The sequence below is a fragment of the Acinetobacter genomosp. 15BJ genome, assembly GCF_000400715.1.
In the GTDB taxonomy this organism is placed as follows: Bacteria; Pseudomonadota; Gammaproteobacteria; order Pseudomonadales; family Moraxellaceae; genus Acinetobacter.
Genome location: NZ_KE007347.1, coordinates 880932 through 903675, shown reverse-complemented (window position 1 = coordinate 903675; position 22744 = coordinate 880932). Strand labels below are relative to the sequence as shown.

Annotated in this window: 15 protein-coding genes and 1 pseudogene; 9 read left to right on the top strand and 7 right to left on the bottom strand. The window is 38.7% G+C overall.

Annotated elements, in window-relative coordinates; genetic code table 11:
* Positions 1–138 precede the first annotated feature (138 nt).
* The 5 genes from F896_RS09890 (at position 139) to F896_RS09910 (ending at position 5625) form a co-directional block, all read left to right on the top strand.
* Complete coding sequence (locus F896_RS09890) at positions 139–738, top strand: TetR/AcrR family transcriptional regulator (RefSeq protein WP_016163694.1); 600 nt, start codon at positions 139–141, stop codon at positions 736–738.
* Between the two features lie 209 nt (positions 739–947).
* Positions 948–1463, top strand: coding sequence for a sigma-70 family RNA polymerase sigma factor (locus F896_RS09895; RefSeq protein WP_032882209.1), 516 nt, complete (start codon positions 948–950; stop codon positions 1461–1463).
* Between the two features lie 4 nt (positions 1464–1467).
* Entirely contained in the window at positions 1468–2418 is a 951-nt protein-coding gene (locus F896_RS09900; protein ID WP_016163692.1) for a FecR family protein, read from the top strand.
* A 95-nt stretch (positions 2419–2513) separates the two neighbouring features.
* The gene (locus tag F896_RS09905; RefSeq protein ID WP_016163691.1) at positions 2514–4958 is read left to right on the top strand and encodes a TonB-dependent siderophore receptor; all 2445 of its coding nucleotides are present in this window, start codon (positions 2514–2516) and stop codon (positions 4956–4958) included.
* 451 nt (positions 4959–5409) lie between these two features.
* Complete coding sequence (locus F896_RS09910; RefSeq protein ID WP_016163690.1) at positions 5410–5625, top strand: hypothetical protein; 216 nt, start codon at positions 5410–5412, stop codon at positions 5623–5625.
* A gap of 148 nt (positions 5626–5773) precedes the next feature.
* Here the strand turns inward: F896_RS09910 and F896_RS09915 are convergent, their stop codons facing one another.
* The 6 genes from F896_RS09915 to F896_RS09940 all read right to left on the bottom strand — a co-directional run bounded on the left by F896_RS09915 (position 5774) and on the right by F896_RS09940 (position 15100).
* Positions 5774–9937, bottom strand: a complete 4164-nt coding sequence (locus tag F896_RS09915; protein ID WP_016163689.1) for a bifunctional nitrate reductase/sulfite reductase flavoprotein subunit alpha — start codon at positions 9935–9937, stop codon at positions 5774–5776.
* Between the two features lie 364 nt (positions 9938–10301).
* Positions 10302–11000, bottom strand: a complete 699-nt coding sequence (locus tag F896_RS09920; protein ID WP_016163688.1) for a DUF1826 domain-containing protein — start codon at positions 10998–11000, stop codon at positions 10302–10304.
* Between the two features lie 255 nt (positions 11001–11255).
* The gene (locus F896_RS09925) at positions 11256–12461 is read right to left on the bottom strand and encodes an NAD(P)/FAD-dependent oxidoreductase (protein WP_016163687.1); all 1206 of its coding nucleotides are present in this window, start codon (positions 12459–12461) and stop codon (positions 11256–11258) included.
* A 159-nt stretch (positions 12462–12620) separates the two neighbouring features.
* On the bottom strand, positions 12621–13169 hold the full coding sequence (locus tag F896_RS09930) for an RrF2 family transcriptional regulator (RefSeq protein ID WP_016163686.1): 549 nt from the start codon (positions 13167–13169) through the stop codon (positions 12621–12623).
* Between the two features lie 197 nt (positions 13170–13366).
* The gene (locus F896_RS09935) at positions 13367–14386 is read right to left on the bottom strand and encodes an MBL fold metallo-hydrolase (protein WP_016163685.1); all 1020 of its coding nucleotides are present in this window, start codon (positions 14384–14386) and stop codon (positions 13367–13369) included.
* A 144-nt stretch (positions 14387–14530) separates the two neighbouring features.
* Positions 14531–15100, bottom strand: coding sequence for a TetR/AcrR family transcriptional regulator (locus tag F896_RS09940; RefSeq protein WP_016163684.1), 570 nt, complete (start codon positions 15098–15100; stop codon positions 14531–14533).
* A gap of 254 nt (positions 15101–15354) precedes the next feature.
* Between F896_RS09940 and F896_RS09945 the strand changes: the two genes are divergently transcribed.
* Positions 15355–15693 (top strand): hypothetical protein, encoded by a 339-nt coding sequence (locus F896_RS09945; protein WP_016163683.1) that lies wholly within the window; start codon positions 15355–15357, stop codon positions 15691–15693.
* Between the two features lie 17 nt (positions 15694–15710).
* Here the strand turns inward: F896_RS09945 and F896_RS09950 are convergent, their stop codons facing one another.
* Positions 15711–15947: a VF530 family protein gene (locus tag F896_RS09950; protein ID WP_003651786.1), complete on the bottom strand. Its 237-nt coding sequence runs from the start codon at positions 15945–15947 to the stop codon at positions 15711–15713.
* Positions 15948–16606: 659 nt separating this feature from the next.
* Between F896_RS09950 and F896_RS09955 the strand changes: the two genes are divergently transcribed.
* From F896_RS09955 to F896_RS09965, 3 genes and pseudogenes are all read left to right on the top strand, one after another.
* Positions 16607–16999 (top strand): hypothetical protein, encoded by a 393-nt coding sequence (locus F896_RS09955; RefSeq protein WP_016163682.1) that lies wholly within the window; start codon positions 16607–16609, stop codon positions 16997–16999.
* 242 nt (positions 17000–17241) lie between these two features.
* Positions 17242–22338 (top strand): RHS repeat-associated core domain-containing protein, encoded by a 5097-nt coding sequence (locus F896_RS09960; protein WP_016163681.1) that lies wholly within the window; start codon positions 17242–17244, stop codon positions 22336–22338.
* Between the two features lie 33 nt (positions 22339–22371).
* A pseudogene (locus F896_RS09965) lies at positions 22372–22629 on the top strand (DUF1302 family protein); the annotation flags it as partial.
* Positions 22630–22744: the final 115 nt, after the last annotated feature.

Sequence of the window (22744 nt, the reverse complement as noted above, 5' to 3'; positions counted from 1 at the left end):
ATATGATTTAAAAACAACTTATTTTTTAAAATGAATGTCGACAATTGGTTTTAGATACAACAAATCATATTGATTTATTTGCGAAAAATATTTTTCCGATTAATAATAAAAAATACTAAATTTGAAAAAAGAAACACTATGGCCGGTCGACCAAGAGAATTTGATAGAGAAAAAGCGTTGGTCAAAGCACGAGATTTTTTCTGGCAGCATGGCTATGAAGGAACATCCATGTCAGATTTAGTTGAGGTTTTGGGTATTGCTTCAGCACGTATATACAAAGCATTTGGTTCAAAAGAAGCTCTTTTCAGAGAGGCTGTTAAACATTACGAAGAAAATGAAGGTGGATTTGCCGTCCAAGCATTGCAACAGCAAGATATTAAAGCGGCAATCAATCAATTATTTCAAGATGCGATAAAACTTTATACGCAAGTGAACCACGCTTATGGTTGTATGGTTGTCTCTGCAGCAAGTGCATTAAGCGAAGAGAACCAGAACCTTTTAGATTGGATGAAACAGCAACGTATTGAACGCGTCGAAAGTCTAATTCAACGTTTTGAACAGGCAAAGTTGCAGGGGCAACTCAAGCATGACAGTGATCCTGAACAGTTAGGGCAATATTATGGGCTGGTTCTACATGGTCTATCTGTACAGGCCAGAGATGGTTATTCAGAACAAATACTATTATCAAACATCAGTGTGGCGCTTAAAAACCTAGATCAATATCTTTTAAAAACATAAAGTTATTTATTAAAGATCAAAATCTCAATTACATAGCAGAACAAAGAAGCACAATGTTCCTTTGTTTAAAATTGGGCGAAAATAAAAAAGAATTGAATCATAATTTCAATATGGAAGCAGGGAGAAAAGTTTAGTCATAAATTACAATTGAATTTAGAAAGACTTTAAATGATAATAATTATTATTTGTATAACCGAATGGCGTATTTTATGTCATCTCCTGCGATAGACCAGCAAATTACAATGCTATACCAGCAGCATCACACATGGATTTATCACTGGTTATATAAAAAACTAGGAAACTCTGCAGATGCTGCAGACTTGGCTCAAGATACTTTTCTGCGTGTGTTAGCGCGACAACAACAATTAGAGTTTCAGCAACCCAGAGCCTATCTTGTCAATATCGCAAAAGGGCTTATGGTGAACTGGTTACAACGCAAGGAGGTAGAACGCGCTTATCTTGAGGTTTTAATCGAGCAACCTGAAATACAACAACCATCACCAGAGCATCAAATCATAATTATTGAAACCTTATTAGAGGTTATGGCGTTATTAGCTGAGTTACCTTATAGCGTGGTTCTAACATTTTTGTATGCTCAGTTAGAAAAATTAAAATATCAAGAAATCGCAGATCGCTTGGATATTTCAGTCAGTACTGTCAAACGCAATATTCAGCGAGCTTACCTTCATTGTCTGAAAGCAATGTTGGCTGCTGAGGATCTCTAAACTCATGTCCAATTTGGATAAACAACAAATTTTAGAGCAAGCGATTGAATGGCTCATACGTATGCAAGAAAGCGAGCTTTCATCGGATGAAATTGAACAACTGCAGCAATGGCAGTTACAGAGTGCAGTGCATCAAAAGGTTTGGGAGAAGGCGTTATTACTACAAACAAAATTTTCAGATGTTCCGATCGATCTTGTAATACCTGTCGTACAAAAAGTGAGTTATTCATCAAAGCAGAATTATAAAAAATATTTATGGTTATTGGCATTTGTTCCATTATGTTCAAGCTTGTATTTTAGCAGTCAACAGATGCAATGGTTTGCTGACTATCGCAGCGGCACTGGTGATCGAAAAAGTATTACCTTGCCAGATGGAGGAATCATCTTACTGAATGCCGCTTCTGCCATAGATGTTGAATATACAGAGCAGCAACGAACCATTATTTTACGCAAAGGTGAAATCTGGATTGAAACTCGACATGACCAACTTAATCGCCCATTTGTAGTAAATACTCCACAAGGCTCCGCACAAGCCTTGGGAACAAAATATATGGTGAAAATGACACCTGAATATTCAATGGTTACTGTGACACAAGGAAAAGTTCGTGTTTCAGCTCAGAAATCAAAGCAAAATCAGATTGTTGAAGCAGAACAACAGCTGAGCTTTAATGCGCATGCGATAGATAAAACAAAAAACTACGAGGAAAGCAGTATTGCATGGACCAAGGGTTTTTTAATGGTGAATGAAATGAGCTTAAAGGAGTTTGTCGCTCGTTTACAACCTTATCAAAAAGGCATGATACGAACCAATACTGATGTTGAAAATATTAAAATATCAGGAACCTATCCAATTGATCATTTAGAGAAAGTCTATGCAATGCTTGCACAGACGTATGATCTCAAAATTAAGCAGTATGTAGGTGGTTATTTCACCCATATTCAAGCCGAAGAATAAATAACAGAAAAAAAATCATTTTTTATGAGCTGATTTTGATTCTCAACTGGCATAGATGATAAGGAACACATCATTGTTAATGACGAGGGGAAAACATGTACGCTCAACAGGGAAAAACGGTGCTCACAAAAGCAATTGGGATCGCAATACTCAGTGCTATATGCGGTATTTCAGCCACAACATTTGCTGCCGATAAGAAAACGCAACAGCACTACGAGATTCGATCAGGGCAGTTAGGACAAGCATTATCCAGTTTTGCAATGCAATCTGGGGTCGCATTATCATTTGATCCCAACTTAACTAAGGGGCTACATACACAGGGGCTAGCGGGTTCTTATAGCATCAGTGAAGGATTTGAACAGCTTTTAAAAGGCACAAAATTACAATTGGTTCAGCAAGACCATGGTGGTTGGAGCATTGAAAAAATTAAAAATACTTCGCAACAACCTAAACAAATTCGCGAAGTTGGGCAGCTTAAAAATATTGCGGTAAATGGTACAGAACAATCGACAGATGCTTCTCAACTTCCTGTGATTAGTGTTTCTGCGCAAGACCAGCCTCGTGGATTAAAAAAGCAGACTCAATCGGGTGTTTTGGGAAATAAGTCGATACTAGATACCCCTTTTTCTATAACTGTTGTTGAAAGTAGTGATATTGAAAAACGAGGTGCAAAATCGATAGGACAGATTTTTGCCAATGATGCATCTGTTTATACGCCAACCAATTCTATGTCCACCGATTGGTGGGGCACCCAAATTCGTGGATTAGGTGTCCGCAACTATTATGTGGATGGTGTTCCTGTATATTTATCTTGGGGAGGCGATTTCCCCGTTGAGGTTGCTGAAAGTGTTACCGCTTTAAAAGGGTTGACTGGCTTTATGTATGGCTTTGGAACACCTGGAGGAGCCATCAGTTATCAAACAAAACGCCCAACAGCAACACCAAAAAGTAGTCTACAGCTTGATTATCGAAATTCGAGTTTATTTTCTGCTTATGTCGATAATAGTAATCATTTGGACAGTCTGGATATAGACTATCGTTTCACGCTAGGGGGCGATACAGGCACCGCCTATAATGAAACAGACAATAGTCGCTTTGTGACATCATTTGCATTCGATAAGCAACTCACAGAGGATTTAACGTGGGAAAGTAATGTTATTTACGAATATAACAATCGAAAACATGAGCCAATTCAGTTTTATATTGATAGCTATGATGTAATTGGCAGTAATGGAAACCTACCCAAAATCAATTATGACTATGATCATATCAACATAGATGGTTCTTATTATAAAACAGCGACGTTGGTTGCTTCTACAAATTTAAAGTGGAAGATCAATGATGACTGGACTGCCAAATATGACTTTGGCTACACCCGCAAGAAACACCTATCAAATAAAATATTTGCCAGCCTTGCGAATGAGCAAGGCGATTACGAAGGGAATTTATATAGCTTCGCGGGTTTATCACAGTACTTCTTAAATCAGTTGCAAGTGACAGGGAATATCCAAACTGGATCAATTCAGCATGAACTGGTCGCGGGTACTGGTTATATCCGAAATTTTGATAAATATTCAGAATTTTTCTGGGGTGATTATTTTAAGGGTAATATCTACCGAAAACCTGATTACAAAATAACGCATACGCCTAATTTTTATTTATCATCCGAAAGTACGCCAGAGAGTCAGACTTATGGTTTCTTAAGCGATACCCTCCATTTTGGTTCGCAATGGCAAGCTATTCTCGGTGTGCGTTATACCTATTTTGATAATGAAGCAGCAAGTGGCTCTGAAAATGGCTATAGCACTAAAAAGGCGACGCCTACTGCTGCTTTGATTTATAAACCAATTCCAGATGCGACTATCTATGGGAGTTATGTTGAAGGAATTGAACGGGGACAACGTATTGAATCGCCGTATGCCAATGCAGGTGAACAACTTGATGCAACAGTCAGTAAACAGTATGAAGTTGGATTTAAATATGATCTTGATCAATTTAGCTTGAGCTCAGCTTTATTTAAAGTTCAGCGTGTAGAAGCGATGGATGTTATTCGCAATAGCTTAAAATATTTGACTCAAGATGGTCTGACGACGTATCAAGGGTGGGAAATGAATGGGACATATAAACCATCCGATCAATTAAAGTTAGGTTTGGGGCTACTTCGTTTAGACGGTGAAATTAATCGTGTATCTGATGAAAATAAAGCTATTGAAGGCAATAGCCCTGCATTTGCAGCAAAATGGCAAGCTGTTTCCAGTGCTGAGTATAGTTTTCCCATGGTTGAAGGCTTAAGTGTACATGGGAACGTTCGTTATAATGGATCTTCATACATTACCAATACCAATCAAATGAAAGTCCCAGCTTATACACTTGTGAATTTGGGAACATCTTATAATTTTAAACTCAATAAGTATGATGCGGTACTGAATGCCAATATCAACAATTTATTCAATAAAAAGTATTGGGCAGGTGGTGGATATGGGGCTGGAAATTTGGGTGAGGCGTTGAATGGTTCACTCGGTTTAAAAATAAACTGGTAAATGGACGCATCTAATTCGCAGGAAGTTATATATTAGATAAACCCTCTAGCACCATCTACCACAACCCGTCGCGTTGGTGGTGCTATTTTTGAATATTAATAAGCTGTACCTTTTCTTTCTTTTAAAAATAAAATATGACGAAAGAGCTAAACCATGAAGATATCTTGTTCTAAAAGTAGCATTACCAACCAATAAGAAAAAACTGCAAGATACTGCTTTAAAAATCGCTTAAAGCAGGTCAAAAGTTTTATATTTTGAGTTATTTTCATTAATTTAATCAAAAAATAGATGAAATCAATGTATAAGTATTTGTTTATTATATTTTTTTAAAAATTTACGGTTTTTTTACGTTACTTTAAGTTTAATTTAATTTATCTTTACTTTTCAGACCCATCAAGCTGTGTTTGTTAAAAAATTAATCCATTAAATTAGGATGCTTCGCGAGTTGAATATGCCTAAAGATTTAGACCCTAAAGATGTCATCATGAATAATGAACTTACAGATGAATTATTTGTAAAGTATGACTTACAAACCATTGATACTGACGTATTAATTAATAAGTATCACAAATGTTCAAAAAAAATGCAGAAAATAATTTTTTCAATATTTGTAGAACGAGGTTTTGATAAGAAAGAAATTGAAGAACTATTAGCTTCGAAAGGTTAAATGTGTACATTTTAATCTGGAATGAGTAGAAATATTTTCGCTAAAATAATTACTAAATTTTATGTTCAGGGTGGGTTATCTAGTAAAATCCACCCTTAAATTTTTGTAAGGCTATAAAACTATTTAGAACAATACTATTCTAGTTTTATTAATAAACATCCCTTAAATAACGTTTATCACGACTCATGTTCGATACATAAGTATTGGCTTCATCTTCTGATTTGTTGCCATGTCGCACGATGATTTCTTTTAGCACCGCATCTACATCTTTTGCCATACGACTCGCGTCTCCACAGATACAGAAATAAGCGCCTTGTTCAAGCCATTGCCAGAGTTCGGCACCTTGTTCTCGCATACGATCTTGCACATAAATTTTCTGGTCTTGATCACGAGAGAAGGCGAGATCTAAACGAGTTAATACACCGTCGTTCTGAAACTTTTTGAGTTCCTCTTGATAGTAAAAATCTGTACTCGATTGTTGCTCTCCAAAAAACAACCAGTTTTTACTGTCTTTACCGAGTGCTTGCCGTTCTTGTAGAAAACCTCGGAAAGGTGCAATTCCTGTACCAGGCCCAACCATAATAAGCGGTATCTCACTATCAATAGGTGGATGAAAGGATGCTGACTTTTGTACAAAGATCGGAATTGAGCATTGTTCCGCCCGATCAGCGAGAAATGTCGAAGATACACCTTTCCGTACATTACCTTGATAATCATAACGTACAGCTGAGACAGTTAAATGAATCTGAGTTGGATATGTCTTTGGACTTGACGCGATCGAGTACAAACGGGGCTGCAATTTTGGCAAGATGCTAATCAGTTCATTTACTGACAATTTAATCGGAAACTCATGCAAAACATCGACCAATTGTTTACCCCAAAGCCACTTTTTCAACTCACTTTTATCTGGATAGTCCAATAAATCCTGTAATCTTTGATAACAGCCTTTTGTTGCAATTAGTTTTAAAGCGTTCAACTGTGGCTTCGCAATTTCAAAACGTTCAGTAAGTGCCTGTCTTAACGTCATTCCTTTTAAGTCAACCATTGATACAGAGCTGTCACCAGCTAACTTTGTGACACTCAATAATTCATTGACGATCTCAGGGCAGTTTTGTGGCCAAATACCAAGTGCATCGCCAGCCTCATATGTAATTCCTGAGTTTTCAATATCAAAGGCAAATAGGCGTATGTCTTTATTTGAATGCTCATGATTTAACCTGACATTTTGTACGAGTCGTGAATGAAATGGGTTGGTTTTGCTTGGTGCTGTTAAATCAGTCTTTTGAGGCTTTAAAGGTGAGGGTGGAGCTTTGATCTTTGTCGATTCTGCTAATTTGTTTAAGATGGTGTTAAGCCATTGCTCAGCTTTTTCTTGGAAATCTGTATCACAATCAATTCGATCAAAAATACGAGAAGCACCTAGTTCGGCGAGTTTTTGATCTAGTTTTTTACCATGTCCGCAGAACTGATCGTAATTAGGATCACCCAAGGCCAAAACACTGTAGTTGAGATGATCTAGTTTAATGTCTGCCTTGTTAGTTAAATCACTCCAGAAGTTTTGACCATTATCAGGTGCATCGCCATCACCGAATGTACTACTGATACAAAGCAAGTGATCAGTTTTTTCCAGTTGATCTATAGAGAAGTTAGACATTTCTTGAAAATTAACGTCATAGCCTGCTTGTTTAATTTTTTGACTAAAGCCTTCAGCTAGGTTTTCACTGTTGCCTGTTTGAGATGCCCAAAGTAAGGTAATTTTAGGTTTTTGAGCTTCTGTCTTTTTAGATAGCGCCAATTCATGAGGATTGAGAGGTGCACGCGAATATAAGCCAGCCAGCATGCCATTCAACCATAATTTTGCTTGATCTGATATGGGAGCATTCATCGGTAAGGTCGGCATGCTATTGGGTGATACGGGCAAGCTTTGTAATGCAGCAATAAAACCAGCTAAATAGATTTTTTCAGCATCATCGAAACAAGGAGGCGATACAGTTTCTATTCCAAGACTGGTAGCAAAAACATTTAGTTTTGACATATCTGTACTCTGAAAGATTCCAGCTACTGAATCCGCCGTGTCAGTGATTATTGAATTTTGAACAGTAGATTTTTGGTGTTTCAGCGCTTCCGCAACAAGTAGTGTTTCTGTCGGTGCAACTGGAGTTAACGATACGGCGCATACTTTAAATTCAGGCTGCTGTGAAATTGGATCAATCGCATCATTGGTGACTGCATTGATAGCCAGATCTTCACCAAAAAAATCATTCCAATGGAAAGGCGCAAAGCAGTTTCCAGCGAGTACCCGATCTGTAACAACAGCAGGTAAAACAGCTTTACCTCGTCTTGATCGAATTTCTACAGATTGTTTATCTTTTATATTTAAATTTGCTGCATCTTCGGGATGTATCTCTACAAATGGCCCAGCGTTCAGCTTATTCAACATGGGAATTTTCCCTGTTTTGGTCATGGTATGCCATTGATGTTGTAAGCGACCCGTATTCAAAACAAAGGGGAAATCCTGATCTGGCATTTCGGCAGGGTCTAAATGCGGCCGAGCGAAGAACACACCTTTAGTACGCTCAGTTGGGAAAATTAAACGTGGTTTGGCTTTATGTTCTTCCGGAGCTAATAATTTTTGGCTAATACCATCGTTTAAATAACGAATAGGATGGCGGTCATTGCTTCCGTTCGGCTGATCTAAAGGTGGGCAAGGCCATTGTAAAGGTGTTTCTTTCAACCGAGCATGACTTGCCCCACGTAAGTCATAACCGGTTTTGGGATTCGAACAAAGACAGATTTCATCAAAAATTTCTGATGCTGAGCTATAGCTGAAAGCATCAACATAACCCATTTCACAAGCAATACGACTAATGATTTGCCAGTCGGCTAATGCATCACCAGGAGGCTCAATAGCCTTTTGCATTAATGTCATATTGCGTTCTGAGTTGATCATGACGCCTTCAGCTTCAGCCCATAATGCTGCAGGTAGCATGATGTCAGCATAACGATTGGTTTCAGTATCTAAAAATGCATCTTGTGTAATGACTAATTCCGCAGCTTCTAAAGCTTCGATCACGGTTTTACGATTGGCAACGGTTGCGACAGGATTGGTACAAATGATCCAACAGGCTTTAATTTCACCAGTCTTCATCCTTTCAAACATATCAATTGTACCTTTGCCTAAATTGGTGCTTAGGGTGCCTTTAGGAATGTGCCAAAGTTCCTCGATAAAATCTCGATCTTTCTCTACCAAGACTGAACGTTGACCAGGTAGCCCAGGACCCATATAGCCCATTTCACGACCACCCATTGCATTGGGTTGACCTGTCAGAGAAAAAGGACCACTCCCTAAGCGACAAATTTTTCCTGTCGCTAAGTGTAAGTTACAAATGGCATTGGTATTCCATGTCCCGTGGGTACTTTGATTAAGCCCCATGGTCCAGCAGCTCATAAACTCTTTTGCTTCACCCATCCACTGTGCTGCTTGGCGAATTTTTTCTTCCTCAATGCCAGTTTTATTAGCCACATAAGCAGGGGTGTACTCGTCCAGAAACTCGGGCATTTGTTCCCAACCTTCAGTGTATTCCTGAATAAACTCATGATCGAGATGGTTATTTTTACACAGTAAATGTAATAACCCATTGAGTAGGATTAAATCTGTGCCCGGTTTAATCTGCATAAACAGATGCGCTTTATCTGCAGTCGCGTTACGGCGTGGATCAACGACAATCAGTTTTGCACCTGCTTTGACTCGATCCATCAATCGTAAAAAGAGGATGGGATGACAATCTGCCATATTCGCGCCAATGACAAAAAAAACATCAGCATGATCAAAGTCTTGGTAAGAACCTGGAGGACCATCTGCACCTAAAGAAAGTTTATAGCCACTGCCGGCACTTGCCATGCACAAGCGGGAATTGGATTCGATATTATTGGTGCCAATAAAGCCTTTTGATAGTTTATTAATTAAATATTGAGCTTCAATGGACATCTGTCCAGACACGTAAAAGGAAACGGCATTTGGGCCATGCCGATCAATAATTTGGCGTAAACGCTGAGCTGTTTGCGTAATTGCTAAGTCGCTTGTATATGCTACTCGTTCATCGGTGCGTTGTTTACGCACATAAGCTTTTTCCATACGTCCTGAATTACGTAGGGCTTTATCTGCTGAAGATCCTTTTGTACATAAACGACCATAATTAGTAGGATGCTCTTTATCACCTGATAATTTAACAACCTGACCATTTTCAACTTGTAAAACCATGCCACAACCAACACCACAATATGGACAAACGGTTTTGATTGAATCAGCCATGATGATTACCTTTACTAAGACTAAGCAAATGAGAATTTGAGACTAGCGATCTTTTACGACTCACGAGTTCGAATAAACACAAGCAGGCATCGTTGGCTGCAAAGTGATGTGTACGATTTAAAATAAGCAACTTATATGCCAATTGATGGCTAAAAGTAACAGCAATATATGGCTGACAACTTTATCGCTATATCGATCTAAACATAACGACAAATCCACACTGACAACGATATCAGATAGGGCAAGAAACTAGAGAATTTGATGAGTGAGTTTTAAAATAGCGCAAAAACCTATTCCATGAATATGTTTGCACCAAAATGGTGATGGATAGACTCGAGTTAGCCCGTTATGATTTGATTGATATTTAACAGATCAAGAGAAGTCGATACTCGCCAACCCTTTCGATAGGTGCTCTGTGAACACAAGGGAAGGCTTGTTGTGTTGGATGGTCAACCGCTAGACGCCAAAGATGACCTACGCCTAAACTCACTGGTTTTGCATCTGGTTGAGGTTGGTAATGTAAATCAAAAAAGTATTCTGCTAGAAACGTTTCAAATTCAGCTTCTGGCCCATCATGTAATTCTTTGAGCTTTACTCTGATTTCTGGAACCAAAATTTTCTGCTCAACTTGATCATGAGGTAGGATATCGCTTGCTGCACCATGATAGGTGCATAGAAAAGTATCTGTTTCGATAGGAGAACGATCAACATGATATGAATATACATCGGTTGAAATGAAATCGAACTCTTCATCACGTTCGTAGCATTTCAGTAGATTAAGTGAAGGTGAAGCACCGAAATCAGTTAAGTGCTGTATATCACTTAAGATAGTCTCTCTTGCCTGACTGCCTTGTTCTGAAAGTTGTAACGCCAAAAGATCTTCAACAGAGATTTCTGTAATGTTTTCTCTTAACTCAAGTTTAGCCACAATCTCTTGAAAATCACCTAACAAATCTCGATGCCAGCAAAGGGCATTCATTGCACCTTGAAAATTGGAATTCACAAGTTCAGAAAAGCTCGAAACCATGCTAATTTGAGTGTTATCAGACTGTATATTCTTCATATTAGAACTAAACCATGAACTATCGCGAATTATACACTCAAGCCTACAAAAAATATTGTATTTCAATCTATTCTGTCAATTTAACCTTAGCCAGTACAATCCCTCACGAAGCACTACTTCAACGACCGAAGTGAGATGGCTGCGCTAGAAGATGCAAAGATGTCATGAGTTATAATAAGTCAAAAAGAAACCTCAAAAGTGGTGCTCTACTTCTGAGGCTTTCAAATAGATCTATTATTAATAAAACAGCTTATGTTAGGGAACAATAACAAAATCTGGGTTCGCTATTGCAAAAATTGCTTCACGGTCTGCGATTGGCGGATAAATCCATACCGTATTAATTTCTTGCTTAATTTTTTTCGCTTCTTCACGCACAAATTGAACTTGTCGATCCCAACCCTCCGTATAAAGTGCACCCCATGGACCTAAATCAACACAAGTCACATACTTCGGTTGGCTATATGGGTGTAATGGTAAATTGACTAACTCTGCGGCTGCATTGTAGCCTGCAACACGGCCTAGGCTCATGGCGTGTTGGCAAGACATGACGTTGAAGTTACCTAAGTTATCGGTCGGAACTTTTACCGTATCACCCGTCACAAAAATATGTTTTGCATCAGGCGCATGTAAATAAGCATCAGCTAGAATACGCCCCAAATTATCTTTTTCACCTGCAATTTGAGCGGTGAGTGCGTTAGCTCGCATGCCCGCCGTCCAAATGACGGTTTCGGTTTCGATTCTTTCACCGTTAGAAAGGGTGACACTAGTGGCATTAAGTGCAGTAACACGTAAACCCGCTTTAGCTTCAACACCGAGTTCGGTGAGCGCTTCACGAATAACGGCTGCTGCTTCGTCACCTATTGCTGCACCGATTTCCGCTGATGAATCAACCAAAACCACACGAATATCAGTTTCAGCTAAAATGCTACGCAAGCGCTCAGGCATTTCAGTCACTGTTTCAAGCCCTGTAAGTCCACCACCCGCAACGACGACTGTATTACGTGCCGCACTGACAGGCTTATTGGCTAGGCTTTTAAGATGCTGATCTAGTTTTTCGGCATCTTCTAATGTGCTGACACTAAATCCATAGTCTTTAAGACCAGGGATAGGCGGCATATAGCCAGTACTTCCTGTTGCCCAAATAAAGCGGTCATAACTTAGGGTTTGTTGATCGCCGTGAGTCGTTGTGATCACAAGATTTTGGGCCGCAGCATTCACTTCATTTACCCAGCCAGCGACATATTTAACGTCAACAACATTCAATATCTCTAAAATGTCAGGGTACATATTTTCAAGTACTGCTTCATAAAGACGAGGACGAATATCAACATTCGGACTCGGGGAAACCATCAGCACTTCAATATTTTGTTGTTGCGCAGCCAAATGAATTGCTCGTTGTGCGGCAAGTGCAGCCCATAGACCAGCAAAGCCAGAACCGGCAATAATAATACGCTTACTCATTTAATAATCCTTTTGGTCGATTCATTCGAACATACAAATTCCAACTCATCATAAAATTCAGGATGAGCGAATCCTTTCTCTGACTGTTCGAAAAATCTGAGAAGGGGTTTAAAAAGGTTAGGGGAATTATTACTTTAGAACGTTAAGCCCTATCACGCCTTAGTCGGGAATATCGCGTGCTATTTTACTTTTCCGCATTTTTGCTGTTCTTCCTTCGATGCGTTCATTGATCCAGCCATTCACATCACTAAAAAATACATCAGGTGCATAACGACCAAAGCGGTCTGCAATATCACCAAGTGTATGCGCGCCTAATGCATCCCGCATAGCTTTCTCGGCCTGTAACATAACCGCATGTACAGCACACACCCCATTTGTTGCCCAATTAGGCGGGGCATTATTAAAGACAGCACATTTTCCACGAACTTCTTGGCATTCAAAAAGCGGTTTTTCGCCTTCAATTGCATTCACAATATCGAGAAAACTGATTTCGTGAGCAGATCGGGCCAGCAAATACCCACCACGCACGCCTTCTTGCGCCAAAACAAGTTTTGCCTTTTCAAGTTTAGGAAATATTTTGGCCATAAAGCTAGGAGATACGCCTTGCAATTCAGCCAGATCCTTACTACTCAATGGTTTATCTTCATTATTTACAAGAAAAAGAAGACAGTGAATCGCATACTCGACGCTACTAGTGATATAAGCCATTTAATTTCATAATTGGTCAATTACAAACACAGACTAATGCAGTCTGTGTTTTAAGTCAATAATAAAACTAAGACAAAGTTAGTCCCAGTTTTAATAAAAGACAATATAAATAAAAAGAATAGGGTTATATGACTGAATTTAAATACCTTTAACCATAGATTGAGTGAGATAAATAATTAAAAAAGGATCGGAAAAAATTACGAACGCCACCAATAATTTTCGACATTTGGCTCATTTAAGTTCAATATTTCACCCATTTGAGGTGTACTAATTGCTAATTTATTTTGATGAGCCAAAGCCACGATACGTTCAAATGGATCATCCCAAGCATGAAGTGCCAAGTCAAAAGTTCCATTGTGGACAGGTAACAAATGACGTCCTTTTAAATCGAGATGCGCTTGTAAAGTTTGCTCAGGTTGCATGTGAACATCTGGCCATTCTGGATCATAGGCACCAGTTTCTAACATGGTAAGATCGAAGGGGCCATAACGATGTCCAATCTCTTTAAATCCATCGAAATAACCAGTATCACCACTAAAAAACACCCGTAGATCATTGTCAATAATTACCCACGATGCCCAAAGTGTTGCATTGCTATCACCCATACCGCGACCTGAAAAATGATGGGCAGGGGTCGCAATCAACTCAAGACCATCTACATGGGTCGTGTCCCACCAATCAAGTTGCTGCACTTTGTCTGCTGGCACTCCCCATTTAATCAGTGCATCACCGACACCAAGCGGAGTTAAGAAATGTTCAACTTTGTCTTTGAGCTGAAGTACTGCATGGTAGTCGAGATGGTCGTAGTGGTTATGTGACAAAATCACGCCTTTAATCGGCGGTAAGTCAGCAATGCTAATTGGTGGTTGATGAAAACGCTTTGGGCCAATCCACTGAAAAGGCGAGGCACGCTCAGAAAAAACAGGATCAGTTAACCAAAATTCATTACGCAATTTTAATAAAATGGTCGAATGCCCAAGACGAAATAGAGAGCGGTCTGGGGCACTCGTGAGTTGTTGTTTTGATAAACTTAACACAGGAATTTCTCGGTTTGGCACCGTATTTTTGGGTTTGTTAAATAAAAATTTCCACATTAAACCGAGCGTTTTTCCGAAAGAATGTGTGTGCAGATTCGGCCGCGTATTACTAAATTTCCCATTGTGCTGCTGTGATGACATGTAGGGAGAAGGCAATTCTGTTGTATTTGAAATCGTCATTTTGTTTTCCTTGAGTGGAACAACCTATATCTGTAAATAAGAACTTGAGATAAGTGCTTATGTTGATTTACTTAAATGAGTATTTAATCACTCATTAATTAACTTAAAAAATAAGAATGTGTACATCCTTATTTTAATCTTCATCTACATAGAAACCGCATGCCAAAATGCTTCAAAACCAGACTTACGATAAAGATCAGCTTGAGATGCGTCTTGGGCAATAAAATTGAGTGTGACTTCAGCAAGTGCACCCAAAATTGAACCGATAAACAGGGGTGGATAATCTCTTAATTTACCATCATCAATATGCGCTTGAATGGTCTTGGTAAAATCACAAAAAGTTTGCATACCAATTTGTTTACTCTGTTCTGTAATTTGTTCCGAAGTCGACAGTTGTGCCATCACTTTACGTTTAAGTGGAGCAGCTAAACTCCAGTCCAAATAGCTTTGCCAGATATAAAACATTTGGGTTTGCAGGTCTGAGTGGGTAGGGTAATTGACCATTATGACCTGACGCAGTTCGGCCTTTAGCGAAAGGTATAATTGGTTGAGTAGTTCTTCTTTATTACTGAAATAAGTAAATAAAGTACCTTCTGCTACACCAGCGAATTTGGCAATTTTCGCGGTCGACGCACGTTCTCCAAGTTCTGCCAATGTTTCAATAGCAGCATTTAAAATTGCATTACGTTTATCTTCACTACGAGGACGGGCCATATATAAACATATTAATTGAGTGATTACTCAATCATACATAAAAATAGATAAAGTGCAAGATATGTTTTTTGATAGAGAAGGGCTTTTCCAGATTACAAGCGATAGCATCATAAGTAGGTTTAAACCGAAAAGGTTGTATTTAGAAATATGTATATTCCTGAAAGTATGCTGTTACAACATGTTTAAACTGCTAGATTCCCTCATAAGATTGTTTCAGTATAGATCTAGACACTCGAATTTACAGGACAATTATCATGGCCTCGAGACATCGTATATTTTTAAAATATCTTGCTATTTTAGGTTTTGTGGCAAGTTCTGCTGTAAGCAGCGTAACTTTCGCAAGTTCTGAGCAGGCATGGAACAAACATGATCAGGAAATAAAAAAGGCTTGTATAAAAGCGAGTCAACTTAAAAGTGCCAAGACAGTGAGCAATATCATGCTGTTTGATGATCGTGTTGGATATTCAGCACTCCTGATTGAAGGAAAATATCCTCAAGCACATATGAAAAACAAAACAGGGCAAGAACTGTGTTTATGGAATAAGACATCGAAGAAAGCTTATTTAACGGAAGCAAGCACGAAAGTACATTAAAGTCATAGCTTTGAAAGCTACGATTTCTGTTTGGCTTTTTGGCGTAAGACATACAAATATAAACTTTCTACTTTTTCACGTGCCCATGGTGTGGTGCGTAAGAATCGCAATGATGACTTTACACTTGGATCTATACAAAAACACCTAATTTCAATTTTACGACTTAAGCCTTCAAAGCCACCGTAATAATCCAATAACTCATCCAAAATGTCAGCAAGTTTTTTGCCATGTAGAGGGTCATTGGAGGCGTTCATAATAGATCAACTATATTTGGGGAGACCATCATTATAACCTGAGCTAGTTAGAAAATAAGAGAGTTGGAATTTAAACGTAATTCACATATAAAATTACAGCTTATCTTCCTATTGATGGGTTCTGAAATAGCAGGAGACATTCCTTAGTGACTCCAGTACTGCTGCATGAAAGCAAAAACTATGACAAGATTAGCAGTACTTGCTATACAATTATTGTGATAGACAGTATTTATTTTAATTAAAAATCTATTTAAAAGTCAGAATGTCGAATAGTTAAGTTTTGATAAATAAAATAAGTTTACTCAAAATTTATCCAGAAACTTTATTTTTTACTTTAAGTTATTGTAATTTTTTTGATATTACTATTTTATTTCCAATCTATCATTTGTATCATATTAAATATGAGGGTTAGTTGCTTTTATTTTGTTAAGTCTTTGTTTATTTAAGAGCTGATCAATCAGACACAATACTCAATTAAATATCAAAAGTGTTAAAAAATATACATTTAGAGAGTGAGTAATAATTAAAATATCTTAAAAATATCAATTACTTGACATTGTTTGAAATAAAATTTTATAGTTGTTCGACGTTGCTTAGATTTTCATAAACCTCTTACGCAACGTATTTAATTATAAATTCAATAATAATGAGGAAGTTTTATGAAAATGTTAGCTGGTCAAAATCAAATGTCTTATGGTGGTCATGGTGGCGATTTTAGGTCCATTCAAGATACGGGTGGACAGCAGGTGCTCATCAGGAGCGGTTCTTTGATTGATTCTATACAAATTGGGAATATCAAATATGGTGGTAATGGTGGTGGGGCAACTGCCAATTTTCAACTTCCACCAGATGGGACATTTACCCTTTTACGTATGTGTTCGAATAAAAACGTCATTAGCTATTTAAAACTCATATGCAATGGCATTATTTATGAGTCTGGAGAAACCTCTGGCAACGGTGACTTAGATTTTGGTAAAGGTGTTAAAGTCTCTTTTGCTGGTATTTCTTCAGGTACTTATATTGACATGATTTTGTTTAAAACATATTTCTAAAAATAGTAGCAGATGTTGATTCAGTGTGAATAAGATATTTATCTGATTATCATTTTTGAGAATTTCATATAAGCCAAGCTTGCGAGGCTCGCTCGATACCGTTCGAGTCAGCCTCTTTTCGCTAGGCAACCAAAGTATTTTTCTCCACAAAAAAGAATGAAGAATGTTATGTGACCCTACTGAAAAAAATTATACCGTGGACATGTATGGTGCAAACAAAAATAAAATAAATAGGACCCACTATGGAAATCAGAAATAATTGTGATGTCAAAGCACTTGAGCGAAATGCAGCCAAGCCTATGTTGACTTCGTTCATGGCGTCAGACGAATCAGGATATTCTAGCGCACCAACATATAACGCTCTAGGCTATGAAATCGATCCACGTACGGGGACACTTCAAGCCACAATCTCACCCCCAACCATTTTCGGACCACTAGGCAATAATATTACGCCATCTATTGTTTATAGCCCCCAGTCAATTGCTACTGGTAATAGTTTTCTTGGACTGCCCTTGGGGTGGACTTATTCGTTCAGTTACATCATGGCCAGTAAAGTGTATATAAATGGACAATCGGCCTATTTTATCGATGATGAGTACGAATCTGGTTTACGCTATTACAATCTGAAAAACCTTAACTTCACTGACAACTCGGGTGCCTTACCTTACGACAAAAACCTTCAATATCACAATACATTGCAGTTCGCCAACGGAGAACTACATTACTTCGACATTTACGGTAGATTAATAGGTATTGCTGATCGTTGGGGAAATCATGCTATCTTTTATTATGATCGCGATGGAGATGTTTATAACTGTAAACTATCTAGCATTGTCAGTTTCGCTGGGAAAATGATTATTTTCAGCTACAAGACAGAAAGCATTCAAGTCAATTATCCGCAGGGAGCAAAAAATGATATCTCGTTTACCTATTTAATTGACAGTGAAAATTATCTTGTAGGCTTTGTGAATCCCATCGGGCAGAAGTTTGTTATTGCCAATAAGGGAGGATTAGTGAGAAATGACTTAATTTCCCAGATCATCTATCCCAACGGCTTATCCATCGCTTACGAATACACTACTGTCCATTATTATGCGGACCAAACCCGCTCCCAGTTCTACCGTATCGATTGTGTTTCTGCTTCCAAGCAAATGTATGTTGATAACGTAGGACAAAGCCAGACTAGAACCATCACTTATTCCTATAACCCAAATGGTGATAATCACAATTACACGGGCTATCCAACTTATATTATGGGGGAATACACTGATACATTATTGCAAAGTAGAGATGATGATTACAGGTATATAACGCATGTTGATGATGGCATTTTTGTCACGGAGCATCAATACAATCGGCTCCATCTTGAGATAATCACTAAAACTTATACGAAGGATACCAAACAGCGACTAATTAAACAGACCACGAATACATTTCAAAGCGAAACGGATGGGAAGTACTTTCCACCATACAACGAATTGAGACTAATACCCAATTATCAAACGCCAATTAAAGTCACTACTGACATTTTTAACGATACAGGAAATATATTAAGCACTGAGATAGAGTCGGATTTTGACGATTACGGTTCACCAACGGAAGTTCGATCCTATACAAGTACGAAGGGAAGTAATACACCAAAGTTGATCAGTAAGGTATCTACTACTTACGACAATACAAATTATGGACAGATTATTAAGAAAGACAGCTATGACTATACTGATGTTATTATCATCAGAAGAGTTGCTAATAGTTTGACGTCAGATAAAAAAAATATTGCAATGAGCATTGACGGATTCGTCGAATTGGAAAGCGGTGAAGAAATATTTAAGCCAGAGAAAAAAATTACATTTCGCTATAACGTAACTGGCAGAATTACTTACCAGAAACTGGAGTGGGACGATGGCAAAACTCATGCATTACTGAGTACCGAAACTTCGACTTGTTATACCCTAAATGATACTGTGCTGACTATCACCAGTACTAACGCGCAAGGTACAGCAAATACTATCGAGATTGATAGTATCACTGGTTGGCTAATTAATCAGATGGATGCCTTGAATCAGGGTTTCAGCTATACCTACGACAATGTCGGCCGCAAAGTGACATCAACCAATCCTCTGGGCGTGACTACTACATGGATATTTGAAGATGAAATCAACAAGGCCACGACAAAATACGCCAATGGATATGAAACATACATCTATAACAATGGATTTAACAATACTATCAGGACTGCTGATAATGGGGGAAGGAGTAAGCAGGCAGAACGTATACTGACTTCACAGAGTTTTAACGACAAGGGACAACTCATATGGAACGAAGGAATATTAGCCGCTAATTCTAGAATTACCTATACATATAATAGTCGCAATGAATTGTCTGCACTGACAGATGCACTTGGTAATGTCACTCGATTTGAATATGATAGTGTTGAGCAAGTCAAAACGGAGTTTTTCAACGAAGTTAAGGTAACTAAATTGAGCAAAAATAATAATATGCTCAATGAAATCACTTACTCTAACTTACAGGCATCTATAGAGATTTCGGCAACAAGCTTTTCCAATATTTACTCGAACATTGTCAAATCGTTGATTGGCAATCAAACCATGGGGAATGAATGGCTAGCAACTTCGTTCCAATACGACGTAAACAATCAAGTTAGCGGCTTTACCACTACCGGCAGTGACAAGATTACGTCGCGTCAAAATATTTCTAGGGATTTATTCACTAATGCGGTAGTGACCAGTGTATGTCTTAGTATACCTGGGACAGCCGAGCGCACGGCTAAGGGTGACACCTTTTTCTACAATAATTTAAACCAGTTAATTACTGATACAAATCCGCTAGGGCAATATATTACCTATACGTATAACGAAATAGGTCAGGTATCAAGCTATACAGATTATGCGGGTGTGGTATTCACATGCCAATACACTGCCAACAATCAGTTAGCCTTGGTTGAATGGTACGATGGAAAAGTGCCATGCAAGAAGCAATACACTTATGATCCACCGACTCAAAAAATTTCGAAAATAGAAGAGTTTTATCAGAATGTGAGTAAAGGATATATTTCTTATAATTACATCTTAAATGGGGCAATTGAATCGTTGACCTATCCTGATGGGAAAACCATATTCTACGAATATGACAAGGACACAGGATTGCTCAGTCGATTTACCGATGCCATTGGTAATATCACACAATATACCTACGATATCTACGGCCGGCTGAAGCAACAGAAAATTGCCGGCAGCAATTACAGTGTTGTGACCAACTATTATGACAAGAAAGAAAGCGCGGTTAATAGCGGAAAGATCAAGTCAGTTCAAATCAGCAATGGTGTAGTCAGCAATTTCAACTATGATGGGTTTGGTTTACTTACACAAACCGTTGTCACAGATATTTCTCACAGCGATCAAATCAAGATTTTGCAGCAAACACAATACACTTATGACCCAGTAACCAAGAATATAGTCAATCTGCAATCGAGCTCCGAGGCATTTCCCCAAGATGCCAGTTTAAATTATATAGTGAACTACGGCTATAACAGCCTTAATCAACTGATAATAGAACAAAAGAAGATTTTGGATGGCGACCTTACCATCACGCAATATCAATATGATGCAGCAAGTAATGTGATCCGAGAAGACCACACTGTAGGAACGATAAAACAGTCGATCACCTATAGTTACGATCTGGACAACAAGTTGCTGTGCATCAATTCAGACGCAGGCATAAGATATTTTTCCTATGATGCCAATGGCAATTTGATTGATGACGGCGCTGGATGTATATATAGTTATGATGCACAAAACAGGCTAGTCTCCTATAAAGATAACAAAAACAAGCTAAAGGCAGAATATGATTATTACCCGAATGGATTGAGGGCCAGTAAAAAGGTCGAGAATGCAGAAGAGATACGGTTTTATTACGATTATTCCCAGTACCCTAGCATTATTAATGAGATACAAGGAAGTAAAACTTGTCATTACTTGTTGCAAGGAAATAAAAGATATATACGCTTAGTTAGCAACGCTCAAAATACGACTGCTGAATATTTTATCGCATCCTTCAAAGATATTATTGCTGTACTGAATGCAACGAGTGAACTAGAGGCTAGCTACAGTTACACCCCTTATGGACAGGAAATAGAATCCTCGCATTTCTACGTCGATATTGATATTAATCCATTTAGGTATACAACTGAATATACCGATTTGGAATCATCTCTGATTTATTTACGAGCCCGTTACTATCATCCAGATATCAAGCGATTCATGAGCCGGGATACCGCTCAGCTCATTAATCGCTATAACTATGCCAATGGCAATCCCATCATGGCTAATGATCCTAGTGGTAATCTAGGCGTAGGTTGGATTATTGGTGCCGCGCTCGCAGGCATTGCAGTAGGTCTATTAACAGGCGGTGTGGGTGCATTGGCATTAGGAACTGGTCTTAGCGCTTCGATCGCTGTCGGAGTTGTGGCAGGAGTTACAGGTACAGCAGCAAGCAATGGTATCACTGCCTGGGGGCTACATGCGAGCGGTGAACAAGCTTTGAGTGCTAAAGATTGGGGAGTCAGCTTATTGGCAGGTGCTGTAGCTGGCACGGTTGGTGCTGGCATTGGTGGTGTTTCAGGACGTGCAGTGATGCGTACAGCGATGAACGCAGGGTGGTCCGCGACTACAGTTACAGCCGTAGGTGTGCTAACAGCAGCAGGGTCTGGTGGCTTTACAGGCTCTGTGGCATCTGCTGGAGTTACAGCGGGATTGAACGATGAAAATTTCTTTAGTGCAGATATTTGGGAAAATATTGCCATTAGCACTGTAGTTAGCATCGGCGCAGGAGTGATGGCCGCAGGTGCGCATTTTGGTGGTGGTAGGCTTGGTACTATACCAGTCGAGGCCGAGGCTGCTGAAATATCTCTAATCACGATGCGACATCAGGGGAGAACTATCCTTGAACTCAATATATCTGAAGCTGGCCAATGGCAAAATAAAAATCCGATTCAATTAAGTCAGATGACGGGTGGCCATGATACTGTCATCGTGCATGGGCATCCACGTTTTTCTTTCCCTGAAGATCTTCAGCTCAGACCACGTTATGCTTCCGCGCAGACTACAGCACAAGTGATAAAGAACACTATCCCAGCCCCAGCTGTTAACGCACCAATCAGATTAATCTCATGCTATGCAGGCAGAGCAATAGGAGTGGAGAATATGGCACAAACAATCGCTAATACACTTGGTAGGAATGTTGAAGCTTACACTATAGCTATTTCAATCAGTGAAGTAATTAATGGGACGGTAACACCAGTTACCTTTAGACCTATCTAAAGTACATGGATCATCTGTTTGGAATGTACTAATCGCTTACGAGGGGCACTCACTTATAAAAATTTATTGCCAGAAATAGTGATTACGCCAAGTTTACCATTTCGTCATGATGTAAATGGGTATGGTCAGAACTTTCAAGAGGGACAAATGAGTGTGATGGCAGCTGTATCCGCAGTCTATGAACAAAAGTATTCTGTTGAACTAGCTTATGTAAACTTTTTTGGTTCAAATGACTTAAGTACAATCGAGGATAGAGATTTTATATCTTTAGTCTTTAAAGCTAGCTTTTAATAGTAAGTTTATTATAAAAACCCACTAACAAGGGCATTTATAATACTTAACTGTAAACAGCTTTGATCTAATGGATCTTGACTAAAATTCTTCTTGAGTCTAATTTATATCAAAA

Bases quoted from the DNA above. Each gene is read 5' to 3' on its own strand.
- F896_RS09900 (WP_016163692.1), top strand. From the start codon at position 1,468: ATGTCCAATTTGGATAAACAACAAATTTTAGAGCAAGCGATTGAATGG.
- F896_RS09905 (WP_016163691.1), top strand. From the start codon at position 2,514: ATGTACGCTCAACAGGGAAAAACGGTGCTCACAAAAGCAATTGGGATC.
- F896_RS09960 (WP_016163681.1), top strand. From the start codon at position 17,242: ATGGAAATCAGAAATAATTGTGATGTCAAAGCACTTGAGCGAAATGCA.
- F896_RS09935 (WP_016163685.1), bottom strand. From the start codon at position 14,386: ATGACGATTTCAAATACAACAGAATTGCCTTCTCCCTACATGTCATCA.
- F896_RS09930 (WP_016163686.1), bottom strand. From the start codon at position 13,169: ATGGCTTATATCACTAGTAGCGTCGAGTATGCGATTCACTGTCTTCTT.
- F896_RS09890 (WP_016163694.1), top strand. From the start codon at position 139: ATGGCCGGTCGACCAAGAGAATTTGATAGAGAAAAAGCGTTGGTCAAA.
- F896_RS09940 (WP_016163684.1), bottom strand. From the start codon at position 15,100: ATGGCCCGTCCTCGTAGTGAAGATAAACGTAATGCAATTTTAAATGCT.
- F896_RS09915 (WP_016163689.1), bottom strand. From the start codon at position 9,937: ATGGCTGATTCAATCAAAACCGTTTGTCCATATTGTGGTGTTGGTTGT.
- F896_RS09910 (WP_016163690.1), top strand. From the start codon at position 5,410: ATGCCTAAAGATTTAGACCCTAAAGATGTCATCATGAATAATGAACTT.
- F896_RS09920 (WP_016163688.1), bottom strand. From the start codon at position 11,000: ATGAAGAATATACAGTCTGATAACACTCAAATTAGCATGGTTTCGAGC.
- F896_RS09895 (WP_032882209.1), top strand. From the start codon at position 948: ATGTCATCTCCTGCGATAGACCAGCAAATTACAATGCTATACCAGCAG.
- F896_RS09945 (WP_016163683.1), top strand. From the start codon at position 15,355: ATGGCCTCGAGACATCGTATATTTTTAAAATATCTTGCTATTTTAGGT.
- F896_RS09925 (WP_016163687.1), bottom strand. From the start codon at position 12,461: ATGAGTAAGCGTATTATTATTGCCGGTTCTGGCTTTGCTGGTCTATGG.
- F896_RS09950 (WP_003651786.1), bottom strand. From the start codon at position 15,947: ATGAACGCCTCCAATGACCCTCTACATGGCAAAAAACTTGCTGACATT.
- F896_RS09955 (WP_016163682.1), top strand. From the start codon at position 16,607: ATGAAAATGTTAGCTGGTCAAAATCAAATGTCTTATGGTGGTCATGGT.